This is a genomic window from Diaphorobacter ruginosibacter, from assembly GCF_014395975.1.
In the GTDB taxonomy this organism is placed as follows: domain Bacteria; phylum Pseudomonadota; class Gammaproteobacteria; order Burkholderiales; family Burkholderiaceae_C; genus Diaphorobacter_A; species Diaphorobacter_A ruginosibacter.
Genome location: NZ_CP060714.1, coordinates 1,927,083 through 1,945,443 on the forward strand (window position 1 = coordinate 1,927,083; position 18,361 = coordinate 1,945,443).

The following is an 18,361-nucleotide window of genomic DNA, read 5'->3' on the forward strand; positions in this document are numbered from 1 at the left end:
AGCACTGAGATGCATGGGCGCATACGGGCCCATACCGTGCGGATGCCGCCGAGTTTTTCCAGTCTTTTCCCATGCCAGAAATTTCCAGTTCCCTTTCTCCCTTGTCATGCGACGTCGCCATCATCGGCGGAGGCCCGGCAGGCCTGATGGCCGCCGAGGCCGCTGCCGAGCAGGGCCTTGTTGTGAGGGTCTTCGACGGCAAGCCGTCCGTGGGACGCAAGTTCCTGCTGGCGGGGAAGGGCGGGCTGAACCTGACGCATTCCGAGGCGTTCGATCACTTCGTGCAGCGCTACGGCGATGCCGGCGGCACCGTGGAGACATGGCTGGGCCGATTCGGCGCGCAGGACCTGCAGGAGTGGGCGCAGGCCCTGGGTATCGAAACCTTTGTCGGCACGTCGGGGCGTGTCTTCCCGAAGGACATGAAGGCCGCTCCACTGTTGCGCGCATGGCTGCAGCGCTTGCGCCAACAGGGTGTGGCGTTCCACATGCGCCATCGCTGGGAGGGGTGGCGCGAGGCGGAACTCGTGGCCTCTGCCTCCGATGCGCAAGGCGCCCATGCCATGCTGTTCAGCACGCCCGAAGGTGCGGTGGAGGTAGAGGCTCGCGCCGTGGTTCTGGCACTTGGCGGCGGCAGCTGGGCGCGCCTGGGGTCCGATGGCGCCTGGGTCCCGATGCTTGTCGACGCCGGCGTGCCCGTGGCACCGCTGCGCGCCGCGAACTGCGGGTTCGATACCCTGCGTGCGCACGCCCCGCTGGGCGAAACCCGTCGCGAGTTCCTGCGCGGACTGATCGGGCAGGCGGAAGGGGAACAGGGCGTAGGCTGGAGCCCTCATTTCAAGGAGCGCTTCGCGGGCCAGCCCTTCAAGTCCGTTGCCATCGAGTTCACGGACAGCCGGGGGCGGCATTTTCAGCGACGAGGTGAGTTCGTTGCCACCGAGACCGGTGTCGAGGGCAGCCTGATCTACGCGGTCTCTGCCCTGCTGCGCGACGAGATCGAGGCGAACGGCACCGCCACATTCACCATCGACCTGTTGCCCGCGCTCTCGCACGAGCGGGTACTCCAGGAACTGCGCCATCCGCGTGGCTCACGCAGCCTGAGCAATCACCTCAAGAGCCGCCTGCACCTGGATGGCATCAAGGCCGCCTTGCTGTATGAGCAACTGGGCAAGGATGAGATGAACGATCCTGTGGTTCTGGCCCGCGCCATCAAGGCCGCGCCGATCACCGTGGTTGCCGCGCGGCCGATGGACGAGGCCATCAGCACGGCGGGCGGGGTGAGGCTGGATGCGCTCGACGAGCACTGCATGCTGCGCGCGATGCCGGGCGTGTTCTGCGCCGGCGAGATGCTGGACTGGGAGGCGCCGACGGGCGGTTACCTGCTGACCGCCTGTTTTGCCACGGGACATCTGGCAGGAAAGGGCGCACGCCAGCGTCTGCTGGCCTGAAGCCGTCAAGCAGCGGTCGTGACTGCGGCCTTGAGGGGCTGAGTCTTTGCTTCGCTCGCTGCGACGTCGAGAACCACCGTCAGTCCTTCGCTGAAGGGCAGCACGTCGCAGTTGTGTCCGGGGCCTCCCCGGTCGACCACCAGAAACCGGGCGGCTTCGCGAGGGGCAATCAATGAGTGGTGCCAGACGCCTGCGTGATAGTTCACGCCCTGGGTGCCGCTGGCAATGAACGCACGCACATCCTTGGGGTCGATGGCCTCGCCCCTGGGCGCCACCACGACGAGGAATGCGCGGTTGTCCAGTGGAATGAATGCCTGGCTTCCCAGCGGGTGCCGCTCCATGCTGAGAAGGCGCATGGGCAGCGTGTACGGCAGCGCGTGGAAAAGATTGATCAACGCTTCGCCTTCGGCATTGCCGACATCGACGCGCGCCAGCGCGTGGTAGCGCTCCGTCATTCCATCATTGATCTGAATGGGGGTGTGGCCCGTGCTGTCGATCACGTCGCCAAATTCGGCAAAGGCTTCGGGCGTGAGCGGCTGCGCAAGCAGTTCGAGCCGGTGGGCTGCGCCGTCGAGCGTCATCGGGGTTGTGTCGATAGGTGGTGGCATGGTGGTACGGTAAATCTGACTGTTCATACCAGTTTGATTTTTTGCCGACAACTTGTCAAGCCCAGGTTTTTTTGATCTTCTAGGGAAACTACGGTGGCTATGGCGTTGTTGATGAATTACCTTACGCAGCAATAAGTATTACTGGTCATACCAGTTGAAACCAGCCACTGCAAGGAGTTCAGGATGTCATCCATTTCCGCATCTGCCGCCGGCTCGCGAGCCATGGGCGCGCTCGCCGACGAGTCGGCCACCGAGGGGGCGCTCTATAGAAAGGTCGCATGGCGATTGCTTCCCTTCATCATGGCGTGCTATGTCGCGGCGTATCTCGACCGCGTGAACGTCGGATTTGCCAAGCTCCACATGCTGGCGGACCTGCAGTTCAGCGAAGCCATGTATGGCCTCGGGGCGGGACTGTTCTTCATCGGCTATTTCTTCTTCGAGGTGCCGAGCAACATGCTGATGCATCGCATCGGCGCCAAGGCCACCATCGCGCGCATCATGATTCTGTGGAGCCTGATCTCCGCGGCGATGATGTTCGTGAAGACCCCTACCCAGTTCTATGTGCTGCGATTCCTGCTGGGGGCCGCGGAGGCGGGTTTCTATCCCGGCATGATCCTCTATCTGACCTACTGGTTCCCGTCGTATCGCCGTGCGCGCATGGTGGCGCTGTTCATGTGCGCGATTCCGGTGTCGGGCATCCTGGGCGGCCCGCTCTCGGGAGGCATCATGGACCTGATGCAGGGCGTTGCGGGGCTGCGCGGCTGGCAATGGCTGTTCCTGATCGAGGCGATTCCTTCGCTGCTGCTTGGCCTGGCAGTGATTGCCTATCTTGACAACAACATCCGTTCGGCCAAGTGGCTGACCGAATCGGAGAAGCAGATCCTCGAGCGCAACATCGCCCGTGAGAACGCGACCAAGGAGCAGAGCCACATGACACTGCGCCAACTGGTCGGTGACCTGCGCATCGTGAAGATGGCCATGATCTGCTTTTGCACGGTGATGGGGCAGTACGGCCTGACCTTCTGGCTGCCGACGCTGGTGCAGCAGTCCGGTGTGCAGGGCGCCTTCCGAATCGGCCTGCTGACCGCCGTGCCGTTTTCCGTGGCCGTGATCTCCATGCTGCTGGTCAGCCGCAGTTCGGATCGCATGCGTGAGCGCCGCTGGCATCTGATCATTCCATTCTGCGTGGGTGCGGCGGGTCTCAGCCTGTCGGCGGTGTTCAGTGGCAATGTCTATCTGTCGCTGGCGGCCCTCGCCTTGGCCGCAGGTGGAAGCCTGGCAACTTCGCCGCTGTTCTGGAGCCTGCCGACGGCCATCCTGTCGAGCGCGGGCGCAGCGGCGGGCATTGCGATGATCAATTCGTTTGCCAACCTTGCCGGGTTCCTCAGCCCCTACATGATCGGCCTGATCAAGGATGCTACCCAAAGCACCAACATTGCCATGTTCGTGCTGGCCGGCGTGCTGCTGTTCGGTGCCTTCCTCACCTATACGGTTCCGGCGAAGCTGGTCAACAAATAGTGGGGGATTGGAGTGGAGTCGGCCCGGGCGTGGCTAAGATGGTGGGATCGGCGCTCATTGTGATGTCGATCACGGCGATCCCTGCACGGTTCGCGCCGTACTCTTCCTGACCCTCGTCGACCTGCTTCTTTTTTGCTCATGGAATCCGTCACCGGCAATCATCATCCCGCTTCCACCGGCAGTGCGCAGGCCGTGGCCGGCAACACCGCCAGGGTGATTCGCGAGTGGATCGAGTCGGGTGTCTACCCGGTGGGTTCGCTGCTGCCGTCGCAGCGCGAGTTGTCCGACCGACTGGGCGTGAGCCGTACCTCGCTGCGTGAGGCGTTGTCCACACTGCAGGGGCTGGGGCTCGTGATGTCCCGCCCCGGCAAGGGGGTCTACGTCACGCAGGCACCCGAGGTGCAGGGTGCGGAAGTCTGGCGTTTTGCTGATTCGCATGCGCTGACGGATGTCTATCAGTTGCGCTACGTGCTGGAAGGATTTGCCGCCCGCCTCGCTTCACTGGTCATCGAGCCCGAGGACCTGCGGCTTCTGCGCACCAATTGGCAGGCGATGACCCAGCACATCGAGAACGGGGACTTCGCCCACGCGAGCCAGCTGGATTTCGAGTTCCATCTGCAGATCGCAATGATCTCGGGTAACAAGGCGATGGCGGAGATCCTGCGCAACAGCGGCGACGTCATGCAGGAAAGCCAACGCCTTCCCTACTACAAGCGTGGAGCCCGGCATGCCACCTGCGAGGAGCACGCAGCCATCATCGACGGGCTGGAGTCAGGCCGTGCGGACGCGGCGCAGCAAGCCATGACAACCCACATCATCCAGGCGGCTCAGCGTGCCGGGGTGCATTTCCCGACGGGGCGCTGAGAGGCCCCCGCAAGCCAGAGAGCGAAAGGCTCTGGGGTCGTTGTTCAGCGATCCTGCTTGCTGCGCAGCACTGCGCCGGTCGCTGCGTCAATCTTGATCTTCATGATCGATCCGTCTTGCTGCAGCACCTGGACGTCATAGGAGGCTGTGCCCCAGTGGTTGTCCAGTTCCGCTGCCACGGGTGTTCCCGGAGATGACTTGAGCGCGGTGTCGATGGCCTGCGCCAGGGTGATCCTGGCTTGCCTCATGCGTGCCACGTCGTCGTTCCCGGCCTTGCCCTTGGATTTGTGCAGCGCTGCAGCGCCGGTCACCGCGTTGACCCAGATTTCCGAGCGTTCACCGGCGGCGTTCACCACATCGGCCTCGTAGCGGGGCTGCGCGGCATCCCCGTCGTCGAGTTCGATGTCTATCACCGTGCCGCCACCTGCCTGTGCGGCTTTCTCCACGGCCTGGCCGAGCGACACCTGTGACTGGCTGGTGATGGTCTGCCACTCGGCTGCGGATCTGGCAAAGGCGGATGCGCCAGTCCATGTCAGCGAGACAGCGAGTGCGATGGTTGCAAGGCGGTTCATGTTCATGATGAGGTTCCTGTTCATTTCCAAAACGAAAGACGGTCTCAGTTTCCGTGAGCAACGGGCATGGTCTGCGTCAGCCAGATGCCCGTCGACGCGCAGGCCAGGCAGATCCGTGAATGCGCTTGCAATCGATTTGTGAATTATGGACTGCGGATATGAGCGGCAGACGGCGGTTGATGCTCTCCCGCACCTTGCTCCGGTCCGGAGATCAGGAACATGTTCTCAGAATGTCTTGGCCATCTTCACCGTTGTGAAGCCACTGTGCCATTCCTCGTCGGGGCAGTAGCCTGTCTCCTGGTATCCGTGGCGTTGGTAGAAGCCGCGTGCCTGGCGATTGAAGGTGTCCGTCTCCAGTTGCACCCCGGTGTGTCCGGCCGCTGCGATCCATGTCTCCGCGAACGCCAGCAAATGGCTGCCCACGCCTTGGTGCTGATGCAGGGGGCTGACATGCAGCGCATCGATGAAGTCACGCTCCCAATCCACAAAGCCCACGATGGTCCCGTAAGATTCCGCGACGCGCATGGCCCGGAGGCGGGTATCGACATAGCGGGCCGTGTTGCCGGAGCTTTCAAAACGTGCGATGGCCGTCGCCGTGAGCTCGGGCTTCCAGGTGGTTTCGTAGGTGTCCCAGAGAATGCGCCGAATGTCTTCGGCGTCCTTGGCAGTGGCTCGGCGGATCTGCAGGCCGTTCGTCGGCACAGGCAGGGCGTCCGCAAGCCGCAGTTCCTGCTGGGCGGGAAGTTCCAGGATCTCGTCTCCCCAGGAGTCGATCTCGCCGGTTGCCCGCAGTCCCAGGCGGCGGTAAAAGCCGTGGGAGCGCACCTTCGGGTCGGCGGAGCAAGCCAGATGAATCCGACCGATCCCGCGTTGCCGAAGTCCCTCGACGACCTGTGCCAGCAGGGCCCTTCCGACGCCTTGGCCCTCATGGGCGGGCAGAAGCGCCAGGACAAGGATTTCTCCACTGTCGCGGTCCGCAAAACAATAGCCTGCCATGGTGCCTTCCTGGCAGGCCACGACACCGGGCAGGCTGCCCATGCGTATGCCCTCGCTCCAGGAGGCCTCGGTGATTCCGAGGGCCTGCAGTTCGTCCCGTGAAAATGCATTTTCCCGCGTTTGTCCGCGCAAGGTGATGCAGGCAGCAGCGTCGTCGGGAGTGGCTGGGCGATAGGTGTATTTCATGCGGCGAAAGGTGAAGGGGCTTGCTTGAAAGCTGGGAGGGTTGAAGGGGGCAGATGCTCTGCGGGGGGAATAAGGGCTGCAGGGTGCACATGCAGGGCAGGGCCTGAAGAAGAGGTGCGCCGCATCCCAGGCGGGTACATGACCACCTGGAATACGACGGCACCGGATCAAGTGCGGGCTTGCTATGCCTTGACCAATTCTTGCGGACGGACAAACGTCATGGCGCGCTGAGGATTATTGACGAGTATGTCATCAATAACTTCCTGGCTGACCCGACCCTTCAGAAGGGGCACAACTTTTTCCAGAATAAAGGCGTAACCGCCGCCTCCGTTAAAAGTCATTTGTCCTTGAATGCACACGTCATGCGAGATCAGAATACGTTTGGCGTATTTGTCCCCCTTGGCGGCCAGTGCGACGACCCAGTCTGCGACACGTCCTGCAACCACGTCAAGCGGTCCCCCTGCTCCGAATTCACCCGGTGCCACACCGAAAAAGTCATTCTCGACATAAACACCACGATCAATCAATTTAACCAGCTCGGCAATGGGGAAGTTACCCGTGTGTGACATCACTACATGGTTCAGGTCAACTCCTTCCTTTTCCACCATGTCCAACACTTCATGCGCTGCCCGTGGTGTCACGAACGTATGGAAGTTCATCGGAGCCCCGGTTAGCCGTGCGGCCCGAGCAGACGCTGTTACGCTCTTGATTTCATTGGGGATGAGTTGATCGGGATTGCCAAATTCTCCAAGGCCAATCTCTCCAATAACTCCTGAGCGTATTTTGGTCCCTTGAGCACCGACGGTAATATCGTCAACAATGATTTTCATTAACCCATCGACTGTGACGCTGCCCATGTCCCTTGGGTGGTACGGTCGCATGTAAACCCCGGCACCCATAATGACATTGAGGCCGGAGTCATCGGAAATCCTCTTCAATGCATTGGGGTCTCGGCCCAGGCCGAAGTTCGACAAATCAACAATTGTCTTGCCGCCAAAAGCCTTGTAGCGGGACACTTCGGCCAGCGCGTCAGGGTAGTAGGTCAAGCCGCCCGGATTTCTTGCAGGGGTTAACACATTGACGTTGGTAGGCTCTGGGTCAATGTGATCGGGTGGAGAAAAATTAATAAAAATATGCTCGTGTGTCAACGTGGCTCCCAGTTTGTCGGGATCTATCGGGCCGTTGACGGTCAGCGCCTTTCCGCTGATGTCGGGTATTCCACTATTCCCATCAGAACCTCCGCAAGCAACCAAAGCCACGCTGGCAATCAGTGGCAGAAACAACGTACTGAAATTCATAGAGTCTCCGAAATAATTGATTTAATGAATATCATCGAGTGAGAAATACGTTGGCAATCCTCCTTTTGAGTGCTGAAAAGGATATCAATGTCATTCAACAAAAGCGTGTGTCATTTCGACAATGACGGAATTGGGTCTATTGGCGAATACCTGTGCATGGGTGTCCCAAACCGCTCGCTGCAGGGTTTGGTCAACGTTCTGAACATTTTTTTGCCGGTTTGGCGCGGTTGAACAACGCTTCAATGGCAACAATCATCTTGCAATCCTCCTCGGTTGTAAAAACACCGCTCGGTGAATTTTCACGGTCAAATTCCATGCCAGGCGACGATGGACTATTTATGACTGACTCAACAACGATGTAGGGCAGGAGCGGATCAGATGCCTAATGCCTGAGGGTGCAGGGCGAGGGTTTTCAAAAAAATCGCGCTTCGAAGGCCTGAGATGCAAGGAATTCTTTTGAGAAAACGGCATTAATTTGCAGTTTCCTGTGGACGAATTACATGGGCCTTACGATCTCTTGAAAGCCAATGCATGATTGACTGTCGGATGGACAGGCATGAGATTGCCCCTCTCCAGGCATTTTGATTTTCTAATAGAAATTGACTTTTAAGAGAAAGGATCGATTGTAGGGGTGCAAAACCAGCCATGCGTATGGCCAACGGTACCCCTGAAGCAAGTCATTTGTGAGTACTTGGGCGGGACTGGCGCCAAGCATTGCGAACGTCTGAAAAGACCCTCTTTGAAGAAGCGAACCTCTTGATCTCAAGGAGATTGCTGGAAGAAGGTGACGAGCCTTACCCTCGGCACTGGTTTCACAGTTAGGGCTGCTTGGTTCCCCACCTGACCCGGTTGGCCGCTTCCCCATGCGAGGAGGCCCGTCAAGCAGCATTGTAAACCCACATGATGTGGCGCTGCAGCAAAACCACAAGATTTGTTGGCGTTGAGGGGCCGTAGAATCAGCCGATATGTCCTATCTAGTGCTTGCCCGTAAATACCGTCCCAAGACCTTCTCCGAGATGGTGGGGCAGGAGCATGTCGTCAAGGCTCTGACCAATGCGCTGACCCAGCAGCGCCTGCACCACGCCTACCTGTTCACCGGTACGCGTGGGGTGGGCAAGACCACGGTGTCGCGGATTCTCGCCAAGTCGCTGAACTGCCAGGGGCCGGACGGGCAGGGCGGCATCACCGCCACGCCCTGCGGCGTGTGCCCGGCCTGCATGGACATCGACAGCGGCCGCTTTCCAGACTACACGGAACTCGATGCCGCGTCCAACCGCGGGGTGGACGAGGTCCAGGGGCTGCTGGAGCAGGCGGTCTACAAGCCGGTGCAGGGGCGCTTCAAGGTCTTCATGATCGACGAGGTGCACATGCTCACGAACACCGCGTTCAATGCCATGCTCAAGACGCTGGAGGAGCCGCCCGAATACCTCAAGTTCGTCCTGGCGACGACCGATCCGCAGAAGGTGCCCGTCACCGTGCTGAGCCGCTGCCTGCAGTTCAACCTGCGTCCCATGGCTCCCGAGACGGTGCAGGAGCACCTGACGCGTGTCCTGGGCGAGGAGCATGTGCAGGCGGATCCCGGTGCGCTGCGCCTGCTTTCGCGGGCGGCGCGTGGCTCGATGCGCGATGCACTCAGCCTGACCGACCAGGCGATCGCCTTCGGCAGCGGTGAACTGCAGGAGGCCGGTGTGCGCCAGATGCTGGGCAGCGTGGATCGCAGCTATGTCTTCCGCATGATCGACGCGCTTGCGCGCGGCGATGGCCGCTCCGTGGTCGAGGCCGTGGACGAGTTGCGCATGAATGGCCTGTCCGCGGCATCCACGCTGGAAGAAATGAGTACGGTGCTGCAGCGCATGGCCGTGTTCCAGGCGGTGCCCAACATGGCGTCCGGCGTCGACCCGCACGATGGCGAGGCGCAGGAAATGGCGCGCCTGGCGGGTGTGATGCCTGCGGACGAGACACAGCTGCTCTACAGCATGTGCCTGCATGGCCGCGCCGAACTGGGGCTGGCGCCCGATGAGTATGCCGCCCTCACCATGGTGCTGCTGCGCTTGCTTGCGTTCAAGAAGCCGGCGGGTGAGTCAGGGGCTGCGGTGGCCGCAGCGCTCCCGCCCGGCACCGATGCGCCTGCAGGTTCTCCAGTGGCTGCGTCGGCAGCCGAGGCTGAAAAAAAAACTCTGAAGCAGGCTGACCCGCCTGCAGTCGCTCACAAGCCGCAGCCGCCGGAAGAGTTGCGCAAAGAGATGGGCGCAATGCCTGATCCGGAGCCGCGCGGCCAGGAGGGGCCTCCCGCATCCCGGGCGCCCTTGATGTCCCAGGCGCAGTACCAGCCATCTCCCGAGCCCGTCGAACCGGAATGGCAGGCGGTGCCGGCTGGTGCGCATGCCCCGGCTGTGCGCCTGCCGGTGCGCAGCCCCGAGGAGGTGGGCCGCGCCCAGGCCCCGGCTCCTGCGTACAGGGATGAGCCTGAGGCGCTCGAGGAGGCGCAGACCTACGAGATCCCTGTCCGCACGGCATCCGAACCCGGCTATCGCACGCAGCCGCAGCATGTGAATGGTCAGGGAGCTTCGCTGCGCCTTGTCCCCACGGCAGAAGGCGAGGTCTGGTTCCAGACGGTGCAGGAGCTCGTGGCTGCCGAGGCCATCACCGCGCTCGTGCGCGAGCTGGCGTTGCAGTCGCAGCTGATTGCTCGCGACCAGGACCATTGGCTGTTGCGTGTGGAGCGCGAGTCGCTCAACCAGCCGACGGCGCGCGAACGCCTGAGGGCCGCACTGGAGGCGGCGGGGCACACGCGGCAGATTTCGGTGGAGGTGGGCAAGGTGCTGGACAGCCCGGCGCGCCGCAATGCCTATGCGGCCGCGCAGCGCCAGCGACTCGCCGAGGATATCGTGCAGAGCGACCCGCGCGTACAGCAGTTGATCCGTGATTTCGGTGCGAAGATCGTGCCCGGAAGCATCCGGCCGGCATGATGGCGGCTTGTTGCGGGAATGGGCTTCGGAATTTTCGCTGCGAATCCCGTTCGATTTCTGCAGGCTACCGCTTTCATCGCACAATCAACCGTTCCCGGGGCATTCGGCAGGTTATCCATGTGTGCCGGCAATCACGGAGATTGCGCCCCTTCCATTCAAAGTACCCCATTTTTTGGGTCCATTTCATTCATAAGAAGCAAAGGAATTCACCATGTTCAACAAGGGACAGCTGGCCGGTTTGATGAAGCAGGCCCAGGCCATGCAGGACAACCTGAAGAAGGCACAGGACGAGCTGGCAAACATCGAGGTGGAAGGCGAGTCCGGTGCTGGCCTGGTCAAGGTCGTGATGACCTGCAAGCACGATGTGAAGCGCGTGACGATCGATCCCAGCCTGCTGGCGGACGACAAGGACATGCTGGAGGATCTGGTGGCTGCAGCCTTCAACGCTGCAGTGCGCAAGGCAGAAGAGACCTCCCAGGAAAAGATGGGCAAGATCACCGCAGGCATGCCGGGCCTTCCAGGTGGCATGAAGTTCCCGTTCTGATCGCCCTGGGCCGCAAGCCCTGCCATGGACTTGGGGGCTCGCGATATCGGCGCCCCCTTGGCTGGCCTTCAATGATTTGATTTTCCGCATGAATCGCACTGCCCATGTCTGACACCAGTTCCCTGGACGCCCTGATCCAGGCGCTTCGGCGGCTGCCCGGTGTGGGCGTGAAGTCCGCGCAGCGCATGGCGTTTCATCTGCTGCAGCACGATGTCGAAGGCGCGCAGCTGCTGTCGCAGGCACTGCGTCAGGCATCCGTGTCGATCCGGCATTGCGAGCGCTGCCATACGTTCACCGAGGCTGCCGTCTGCGATGTTTGCAGTGATCCCGGGCGCGACATGTCGCGCCTGTGCGTGGTCGAGACACCCGCCGATCAGTCGGCCATGGAGCGCACGGGCGCCTTCAAGGGCCTGTACTTCGTGCTGATGGGGCGGCTCTCGCCGCTCGATGGCATCGGCCCCAGGGACATTGGCGTCAAGAAGCTGATCGAGCGCGCCACCGACGGCGTGGTGCAGGAGGTGATCCTGGCAACCAGCTTCACGGCCGAAGGCGAGGCCACCGCCTATGCGATCGGCGAGGCGCTCAAGCCGCGTGGCATCCAGGTCACGCGGCTTGCGCGTGGCGTGCCCGTGGGCAGCGAACTGGAATTCGTCGATCTCGGAACCATTGCACACGCCTTGGCCGACCGGCGTTGAGCGCGGCACGGACTGCGACACTTTGTCCACCCCGTCTTCCTAAATCGCCCGAGGATGTGGAATAGAATGCTCTTTTTTTAATAGCTGTCGCCTATAGCCTCCGTCTGTTGGATGGCCCATCGTCGGCGCTATCTCCATTCAAAGAGACATTCCATGCATGCCGCACGTTTCACCGTCGCCTATTGGTGCGTTCTTCTGGCGGTCCTGATGCCCATCGTCTGCGCAATGCTGGCCAAGAAGGGCAGCTTCCGCATGGCATCGGACAACCATGATCCCCGTCGCTGGCTTGCCGCCCAGACGGGTTGGCGTGCACGCGCCAATGCCGCTCAGGCCAACAGCTACGAGGTGCTGCCGTTCTTCATTGGCGCGGTGATCATTGCCCATCAACTGGGCGCGGCCCAGACGCCCCTGGACATGCTGGCGATGGCCTTCGTGCTGCTGCGCATTCTCTATGTCGCCATGTACGTCGGCGACCTGCCCATGGCGCGCAGCCTGATCTGGGCCGCGGGCTTCGCGGTCAATCTGGGAATCTTCTTTCTTGGCTACCGCTGAATCATGACGGGAGAATGAATTTTTCGTGGGCCGGCAGGTCTACGTAGTTCTCCGCTAGGAATGCCCCTGATGACGCCACGGTGCGGCTTCAGGCACTATTGTTGCAGTGCAGCAAATTAATATCCATGTCCCGCTTTGTTCCTTCCCGTCGACTGTTGGGCCTGCAGGCAGGCTCGCTCCTCCTGGGGGCGAGCGCTGCGCGGTGGCTGACGGAAGCGCAGGCGCAGACGCGGGTGCAGCGCCCCTCGACCAAGACGCTCCGGATTGCTGCGGGGGGCATGGGCAGCCTCTACTATCTCCCATTGACGGCGGCCGAGCGGCTGGGCTACTTCCGCGAAGAGGGGCTGAACGTCGAACTTCTTGACTTCGCCGGCGGGGCTCTCGCCATGGACGCATTGCGCAACGGCGACGCCGATGTGGCCTGCGGGGCGTTCGAGCAGTTGCTCGAACAGCAGGCGCTGGGGTTCGAGTGCAGGAGCCTGGCCCTGATGGGGCGCACGCCCCAGATGGCGGTTGCCACATCGCTGCGGTTCTGGCCGCGCAAGGCGCTTTCAAGCTATCGCGACATACGTATCGGCGTCTCCTCGCCTGGCTCTTCCTCGCAGTTCTTCGCGAAGCTGTGGCTGATCCAGGAAGGCCTGTCACCTGATGCGGTGGAGTTCGTCGGCCTGGGTGGTGGTGTGAATGCCCTCAATGCCATGAGGCAGGGCAGGGTGCATGCGCTCAGCCATGTCGATCCGCTGATCACGTTGCTTGAGCAGAACAACGAGGTGCGCATCATGGCCGATACGCGAACGCTCAAGGGATCGCAGGATTTCTTTGGCGGCCCCATGCCCGGGGCATGCCTGTATGCCCCGCGCAGCTTCACCGAGCGGCGCGGGAGCGAAACACAGGCCCTGGCCAACGCCATGGTGCACGCCCTCAAGTGGATGCAGACAGCCGGCCCTTCCGATCTGGCGCGGATCATTCCCATGCAGTACTGGCTTGATGATCGCGGCGCCTATCTCTCTGCATTCGAAAAGGTGCGCGAAACGCTGTCCCCGGATGGCGTGATGCCAGGCGATGGCCCGGCAACGGCGCTTGGCGCGCTGGCCCGCCTGCGCACGAGCCAGGTGGCACCCAAGGTGAACCTGTCGCTCAGCTACAGCAACGAGTGGGTGCGCAGGGCCAAGCAGAAGTTCCAGCTGTAGCTGCTCAGTTGCTTGCCTGGGATTTTCGGCGGCGGGCAAGCAGCGCGCCCAAGCCGCCCAAAGTCGCCGATACCAGCAGCAGTCCCACATTGTCCATCACGGGAACAGGCGTGGCATTGGCTGTGGACGGCGGTTCCACGGGCTTTGCCGCCACGGGGCCGACGGCCGCAGAACACGCCTCCACGCCCGGATTGGTTCCTTTGCCAGCCATCGGCGTGACGCAGTACGAGAGATAGCGATTCTCGTCTTCCGCCGCGAGCGTGTAGGAGAACGGCGTGGCCGCGCCACGGGTCGCCCCCGATTGCACCAGGGTGCCCTGCGATGAGGCCGTCAGCCCGGGCGTCGTGCTGCGCACCAGCACGAACTTTGATCCGCTCGCGGTGGCATCCTCCGGGTCGCTTTCCGTATCGGTGTACGTGTATGAGCCGGCCAATGCCTGTCCCACCTTGGCCGAACCGCTCAGGGCCGGCGTGGCGGCAGGGACTGTGTTCGGTGGCGCGGGTATCGCGGAAATGGAGACGGAGCCGTTCACCCCCGCATCCTGGGGGCCTTTGCTCTTGGGGGCGGTGGCTGGCCCCACGGCGCTTGCGCCGAGCGAGATCATGATCTCCCCACTGTTCCATGTGCATGAATCTCCGCTGCCACCGGGCTCCCCATTCACTCCGCCTCGGCCGTCGCGGCCCGCATTCCCGCCCGCGCCGGCGTGGCCGGAAAATCCGCCGCCCCCGCCGCTGCCTCCCGCGCCGTCAACGGGTGCCCCTCCATTGGCCGCTTCCGCATCCACGCCATTGCCTCCGTTGGCGGGCGTTCCGCAAAGAGCCGCTTGCTCCTGCACAAGGGCGCCATTGGTTGCAGCGGTGCCGGGAATGCTCCAGCTTCCGCTCGGCCCGGCTATCCGGGAGTTGCTGCCACCGCCACCGCCGCCAGCGGCCACCAGGGCAGCACCATTGGTGAAAGTGATCGCGGATATACCCCCGCCACCGGCACCCGTGGGGCTCCCTCCCAGTGTTCCGAATTTTCCTCCCGCACCCCCTGCACCTGCCAGGCCGGAGGCACTGATAGGCGTCGTGTCCATTACGGAACCCTTTCCACCTTCGCCAACAAGGATGCTCAGTGTTTCGCCGCCGGCAACGGTGATGGTCGCCTTGATGATGGTGCCGCCTGCACCCGCTCCACCGATGGCGTCATCCCAACCACCAGCGCCGCCCGAGGCACCTTGCACTTCCACCGAGAGGGAGCCTGATCCGGCGGGCACGGTGTAGGTGTGCACGCCGGGTGTGCTGAAAACCGTAGGTGGATTGGCTTGCGCCATTACATGAGGGACCGCGCAGGCATAGGCAAGTGCCACCAACGCCGTGGTACGGTGGATCCGGATGGCCCATGGGCGAGCCTGCTGAACACTATTCAATGAATGCACTGGAAACATCTCCGCCTTGATGGTCTGAAAATCTCGATCACTGGAAACTCCAGGCGCTTTGGAAAGCTATTGAAATTTCACTATGATTGATTTTATCGATGTATATATTCCAATAACTATTTGCTAATTGCAAACAATTTCCAGTGAGACGCGGCGATGGACCTCTGTTGCTTTCATGGGATGACGGGCTCACTGCTCGGAGGCTGCAATGGCTTCGGTGCATTGTTCCGGTGGCCCCAAACGCCAAGGGCCGGCAAATGCCGGCCCTTGGCGTTTGGGGTGAGTGGCCGCTTTAGAGCCGGCGACTCACATTTCAACGCTTGCGTTTGGCCGGTGCGGCCTTTGCGGGAGCGCGTCCCGCCGCCTTTGCAGGCGCCGCGCGTCCCTTGGGCTGGGCCTTGCCTTGGGCCGCTGCCACCTTGGGCTGTCTTGTGCTGTGGTTGGCGAATGAAGTGGATGTCAGGCGCACGGGCAAATACATGACGACGCGCTCGCCTCCCTTGAAGCGGCTGCTGGTCTTCACATCATTCCAGTCGGCGACGTCCGATGCGCTTACCTTGTAGCGCTGGGCAATGGCAGCCACGGTTTCTCCGCGCTTCTGTGCTTGCACGGTAGTGCGGCGGGTCACGATCTCGGGTGTGAAGGCAATCTGACCGTTGTCGGCCAGCTGGCTTGAGACATCCTGATGGGTGGTGGAGGCGCGCGGCACCATCAGGGCGGAGCCGGCCTTGATCATCATGCGGGGTGGAATGCCGTTGAGCTTGCGCAGGTCGGCTTCGCTGATGCCCAGGCGCTGCGCCGCATTGGCGACGGTCATGGTGTTGGGAACGCTCCAGACGGTCCAGCTGGCGTACTGGCCGTCGTTGTAGGCACTCAGGTTCTTGCGGAAGACCTGTGCGTTGTCCCAGGGCAGCAGGATGCGCGGCATGCCGGCGGCCAGGATCACCGGCTTGTGCAGCGAAGGGTTGAGTGCCCGGAAGTCTTCCTCGCGGATGTTGGCGAGGCTGGCCACCAGCGCCACGTCGATGTCGTGCGTGATGTCCACGGCCTGGAAGTAGGGGTGGTTCTCGATCAGCGGCAGTTCGGAGTTGAACTTGTCCGGATTGGCCACGATGTTCTTCACGGCCTGCAGCTTGGGCACATACAGGCGCGTTTCGGCCGGCATGTTCAGCTCGGTATAGCTGGTGCCCAGCCCGAGCTTTTCATTGCGCGCAATGGCGCGCGCCACGCTGCCTTCGCCCCAGTTGTAGGCGGCGAGCGCCAGGTGCCAGTCGCCAAACATGCCGTAGAGCTTCTGGAGATAGTCGAGTGCCGCCCTGGTGGAGGCGAGCACGTCACGGCGATCATCGCGGAATGCGTTCTGCTTGAGATCGAAATAGGAGCCGGTGGCGGGCATGAACTGCCACATGCCGGCCGCCTTGGCGGTGGACACGGCCTGCGGGTTGAAGGCGCTCTCGATGTAGGGCAGCAGCGCCAGCTCGGTCGGCATCCCCCGGCGCTCGAGTTCCTCGACGATATGGAACAGGTACTTGCTGGAGCGCTCGGTCATGCGCAGCATGTAGTCGGGACGCGTGGCGTACCACTGCTCACGGTCGCGTACGAGGTCGGTGTCCAGGTCGGGCATGGCAAAGCCGCGCCGGATGCGGTCCCACAGATCAGACGGCGCCTTGATACCCGTCACGTCATAGTTGCCGCTGCCCAGTTCGTACTGGGCGATGGGGCTGAGAGGACCGGTGGGGTAGCTGGGAGATATCTGCTTTTTGGGAGCACTGTTGGTGGAAACAGGCGTGCCGCTGTCGGCTTGCTTGGTGGCTTCGTTGGTGGCGCAGCCTGTGAGCCAGACGAGGCTGGCGAGCCCAAGAATTTTCAGAAGTCTCATCGGAAATTGTTTTTCCATTCTCGCAGGGCCGCGAGAACGGACACTGCATCGCTGGGATTCACGCCCGCGTCGAAACTCCTGGCGGCCTCGGCCACCAAAGGTTCGCGCGTGCGCAGGAAAGGGTTGACCGCGCGCTCACGCGCGATGGTGGAGGGCAGCGTGGGCTGGTCTGCATCGCGCAGGGCCACGCAATCCTTCTGGTACTGGACCAGCTCGGCGTTGCCGGGTTCCACGGCACGCGCGAATTTCAGGTTCGAAAGTGTGTACTCGTGTGCGCAGCACACGCGGGTATCACCGGGCAGCGCGGCGAGCGTATCCAGTGACCGCTGCATCTGCGCGGGAGTTCCTTCGAACAGTCGGCCGCAGCCCCCGGAGAACAGCGTATCGCCGCAGAACAGCACGGGCTTGCCGTTCAGGTCGGGGCAGAAAAATGCAATGTGCCCGGAGGTATGTCCGGGCACATCGATGACCTGGAATTCAAGTCGGGGCTCGGAGATCCTGACCACATCCCCCTGCGCGAGGCGGGTGATCGGCTCGGGCATGGGCTCGTGCGCAGGCCCGTAGACAAGGGCTCCCGTGCCGGCATGCAGATCCTGCACCCCTCCGACATGATCGCCATGGTGGTGGGTGACTAGAATGGCCTTCAGCGACAATCCCTTGTCGCGCAGCACGTCAAACACGGCGTCGGCATCCCCTGGATCCACCACGATGGCGTTGCGCGCATCATCGTGCATCATCCAGATGTAGTTGTCGGAGAAAGCGGGCAGTGGCAGCAGGTTCATGAACGGCGAAATTATAGGTTTGCACCATTGGTTCGACACTCCCCCTGGACGGTACGTGCTGGAGTGGGAGCAGGAGCGCCATGACGAACTCGTCGCCGACCTGTTCGGGTATCACGCGCTGCAGTTGGGAACGCCCAGGCTGGCGGGTTTGCGAGCCAATCGCATGCCGCATCGCTGGTTGGCTCTGGGGCAGGCGCAGGCCATGATACTAGAGCGAGGCCGCAATGTAGAGCATCAAGAGCGGGCGCCGGAGGAGGGGGCCGTACAGGACCAACCTGCAGCGCTGCTTGCAGAGCCCGTGATGCTGCCCTTCGGCGCGGCCAGTCTTGACCTGGTGCTGATGCCCCATGCCCTCGAGGACAGCCCCGATCCTCACGCCGCATTGCGCGAGGTCGAGCGCGTGCTGGTGCCCGAGGGGCGCGTGTTGATCAGCGGTTTCAACCCGTTCAGCCTGTGGGGAATGAACCAGGCTCGAAGCCGGCTGAATCGCCGGCTGGGGGTAGGTGGGCGGTTCTACCTGCCCGAGGCCAACCGGTTCATTTCTCCCGCCCGTCTGCGTGACTGGTTGCAGTTGCTTGGCTTTCAACTTGAATCAATTAGTTTCGGTTGTTACCGTCCTGCCGTGCGCACCGGGGGGTGGCTTGAAAAATATGAGTGGCTTGATGCCGTGGGCCCCCGCTGGTGGCCGATTCTGGGTGCAGCTTATGTGATAGTTGCGACCAAGCGCGTGCAGGGCATGCGGCTGCTGGGGCCATCCTGGCGCAGCGGCGCCGCGCACAAGGCACCGGCGCCCTCACAGGTACCGGTGGCCCATACGCGGCAACATTTTGATCGGAAGTAGGTTTT

At 62.2% G+C, this 18,361-nt stretch carries 16 protein-coding genes and 1 other RNA gene; 9 read left to right on the forward strand and 8 right to left on the reverse strand.

Going from position 1 to position 18,361, the window contains the following annotated elements:
* Positions 1-71: 71 nt before the first annotated feature.
* Positions 72-1,445 (forward strand): TIGR03862 family flavoprotein, encoded by a 1,374-nt coding sequence (locus H9K76_RS08780; protein WP_187599627.1) that lies wholly within the window; start codon positions 72-74, stop codon positions 1,443-1,445.
* A gap of 5 nt (positions 1,446-1,450) precedes the next feature.
* On the opposite strand, the gene H9K76_RS08785 is transcribed toward H9K76_RS08780, so the two are convergent.
* Positions 1,451-2,026 (reverse strand): ureidoglycolate lyase, encoded by a 576-nt coding sequence (locus tag H9K76_RS08785; protein ID WP_187600538.1) that lies wholly within the window; start codon positions 2,024-2,026, stop codon positions 1,451-1,453.
* A gap of 210 nt (positions 2,027-2,236) precedes the next feature.
* Here H9K76_RS08785 and H9K76_RS08790 point away from each other — a divergent pair, with 210 nt between their 5' ends.
* Entirely contained in the window at positions 2,237-3,571 is a 1,335-nt protein-coding gene (locus H9K76_RS08790) for an MFS transporter (RefSeq protein WP_187599629.1), read from the forward strand.
* Positions 3,572-3,709: 138 nt separating this feature from the next.
* Complete coding sequence (locus H9K76_RS08795) at positions 3,710-4,435, forward strand: FadR/GntR family transcriptional regulator (RefSeq protein WP_187599631.1); 726 nt, start codon at positions 3,710-3,712, stop codon at positions 4,433-4,435.
* 44 nt (positions 4,436-4,479) lie between these two features.
* Here H9K76_RS08795 and H9K76_RS08800 read toward each other — a convergent pair whose 3' ends face one another.
* From H9K76_RS08800 to ffs, 4 genes are all read right to left on the reverse strand, one after another.
* Positions 4,480-5,013 carry a PepSY domain-containing protein gene (locus H9K76_RS08800; protein ID WP_187599633.1) on the reverse strand — a complete coding sequence of 178 codons (534 nt, stop codon included), beginning with the start codon at positions 5,011-5,013 and terminating at the stop codon, positions 4,480-4,482.
* 219 nt (positions 5,014-5,232) lie between these two features.
* Positions 5,233-6,189 carry a GNAT family N-acetyltransferase gene (locus H9K76_RS23615; protein WP_343066329.1) on the reverse strand — a complete coding sequence of 319 codons (957 nt, stop codon included), beginning with the start codon at positions 6,187-6,189 and terminating at the stop codon, positions 5,233-5,235.
* A 182-nt stretch (positions 6,190-6,371) separates the two neighbouring features.
* Positions 6,372-7,487, reverse strand: coding sequence for a phosphotriesterase family protein (locus H9K76_RS08815; RefSeq protein WP_187599635.1), 1,116 nt, complete (start codon positions 7,485-7,487; stop codon positions 6,372-6,374).
* 783 nt (positions 7,488-8,270) lie between these two features.
* Positions 8,271-8,367: signal recognition particle sRNA small type (gene ffs, locus H9K76_RS08820), an RNA gene on the reverse strand.
* 85 nt (positions 8,368-8,452) lie between these two features.
* Here ffs and dnaX point away from each other — a divergent pair.
* From dnaX to H9K76_RS08845, 5 genes are all read left to right on the forward strand, one after another.
* On the forward strand, positions 8,453-10,456 hold the full coding sequence (gene dnaX / locus H9K76_RS08825; protein ID WP_187599637.1) for a DNA polymerase III subunit gamma/tau: 2,004 nt from the start codon (positions 8,453-8,455) through the stop codon (positions 10,454-10,456).
* Positions 10,457-10,667: 211 nt separating this feature from the next.
* Positions 10,668-11,000 carry a YbaB/EbfC family nucleoid-associated protein gene (locus H9K76_RS08830; RefSeq protein WP_187599639.1) on the forward strand — a complete coding sequence of 111 codons (333 nt, stop codon included), beginning with the start codon at positions 10,668-10,670 and terminating at the stop codon, positions 10,998-11,000.
* A gap of 104 nt (positions 11,001-11,104) precedes the next feature.
* The gene (gene recR, locus H9K76_RS08835; RefSeq protein ID WP_187599641.1) at positions 11,105-11,695 is read left to right on the forward strand and encodes a recombination mediator RecR; all 591 of its coding nucleotides are present in this window, start codon (positions 11,105-11,107) and stop codon (positions 11,693-11,695) included.
* 153 nt (positions 11,696-11,848) lie between these two features.
* Positions 11,849-12,247, forward strand: coding sequence for an MAPEG family protein (locus H9K76_RS08840; RefSeq protein ID WP_187599643.1), 399 nt, complete (start codon positions 11,849-11,851; stop codon positions 12,245-12,247).
* Positions 12,248-12,372: 125 nt separating this feature from the next.
* Entirely contained in the window at positions 12,373-13,437 is a 1,065-nt protein-coding gene (locus tag H9K76_RS08845; RefSeq protein ID WP_187599644.1) for an ABC transporter substrate-binding protein, read from the forward strand.
* Between the two features lie 4 nt (positions 13,438-13,441).
* Here H9K76_RS08845 and H9K76_RS08850 read toward each other — a convergent pair whose 3' ends face one another.
* From H9K76_RS08850 to gloB, 3 genes are all read right to left on the reverse strand, one after another.
* The gene (locus tag H9K76_RS08850) at positions 13,442-14,707 is read right to left on the reverse strand and encodes a hypothetical protein (RefSeq protein ID WP_187599646.1); all 1,266 of its coding nucleotides are present in this window, start codon (positions 14,705-14,707) and stop codon (positions 13,442-13,444) included.
* 460 nt (positions 14,708-15,167) lie between these two features.
* Entirely contained in the window at positions 15,168-16,733 is a 1,566-nt protein-coding gene (locus H9K76_RS08855; RefSeq protein ID WP_187599648.1) for a transglycosylase SLT domain-containing protein, read from the reverse strand.
* Positions 16,730-17,515 carry a hydroxyacylglutathione hydrolase gene (gloB, locus tag H9K76_RS08860; protein WP_187599650.1) on the reverse strand — a complete coding sequence of 262 codons (786 nt, stop codon included), beginning with the start codon at positions 17,513-17,515 and terminating at the stop codon, positions 16,730-16,732. The genes H9K76_RS08855 and gloB overlap by 4 nt, the downstream gene beginning before the upstream one ends.
* Between gloB and H9K76_RS08865 the strand changes: the two genes are divergently transcribed.
* Positions 17,514-18,356, forward strand: coding sequence for a class I SAM-dependent methyltransferase (locus H9K76_RS08865; RefSeq protein ID WP_187599652.1), 843 nt, complete (start codon positions 17,514-17,516; stop codon positions 18,354-18,356). The two genes, gloB and H9K76_RS08865, sit on opposite strands and share 2 nt — an antisense overlap.
* The last annotated feature ends 5 nt before the right edge of the window (positions 18,357-18,361 follow it).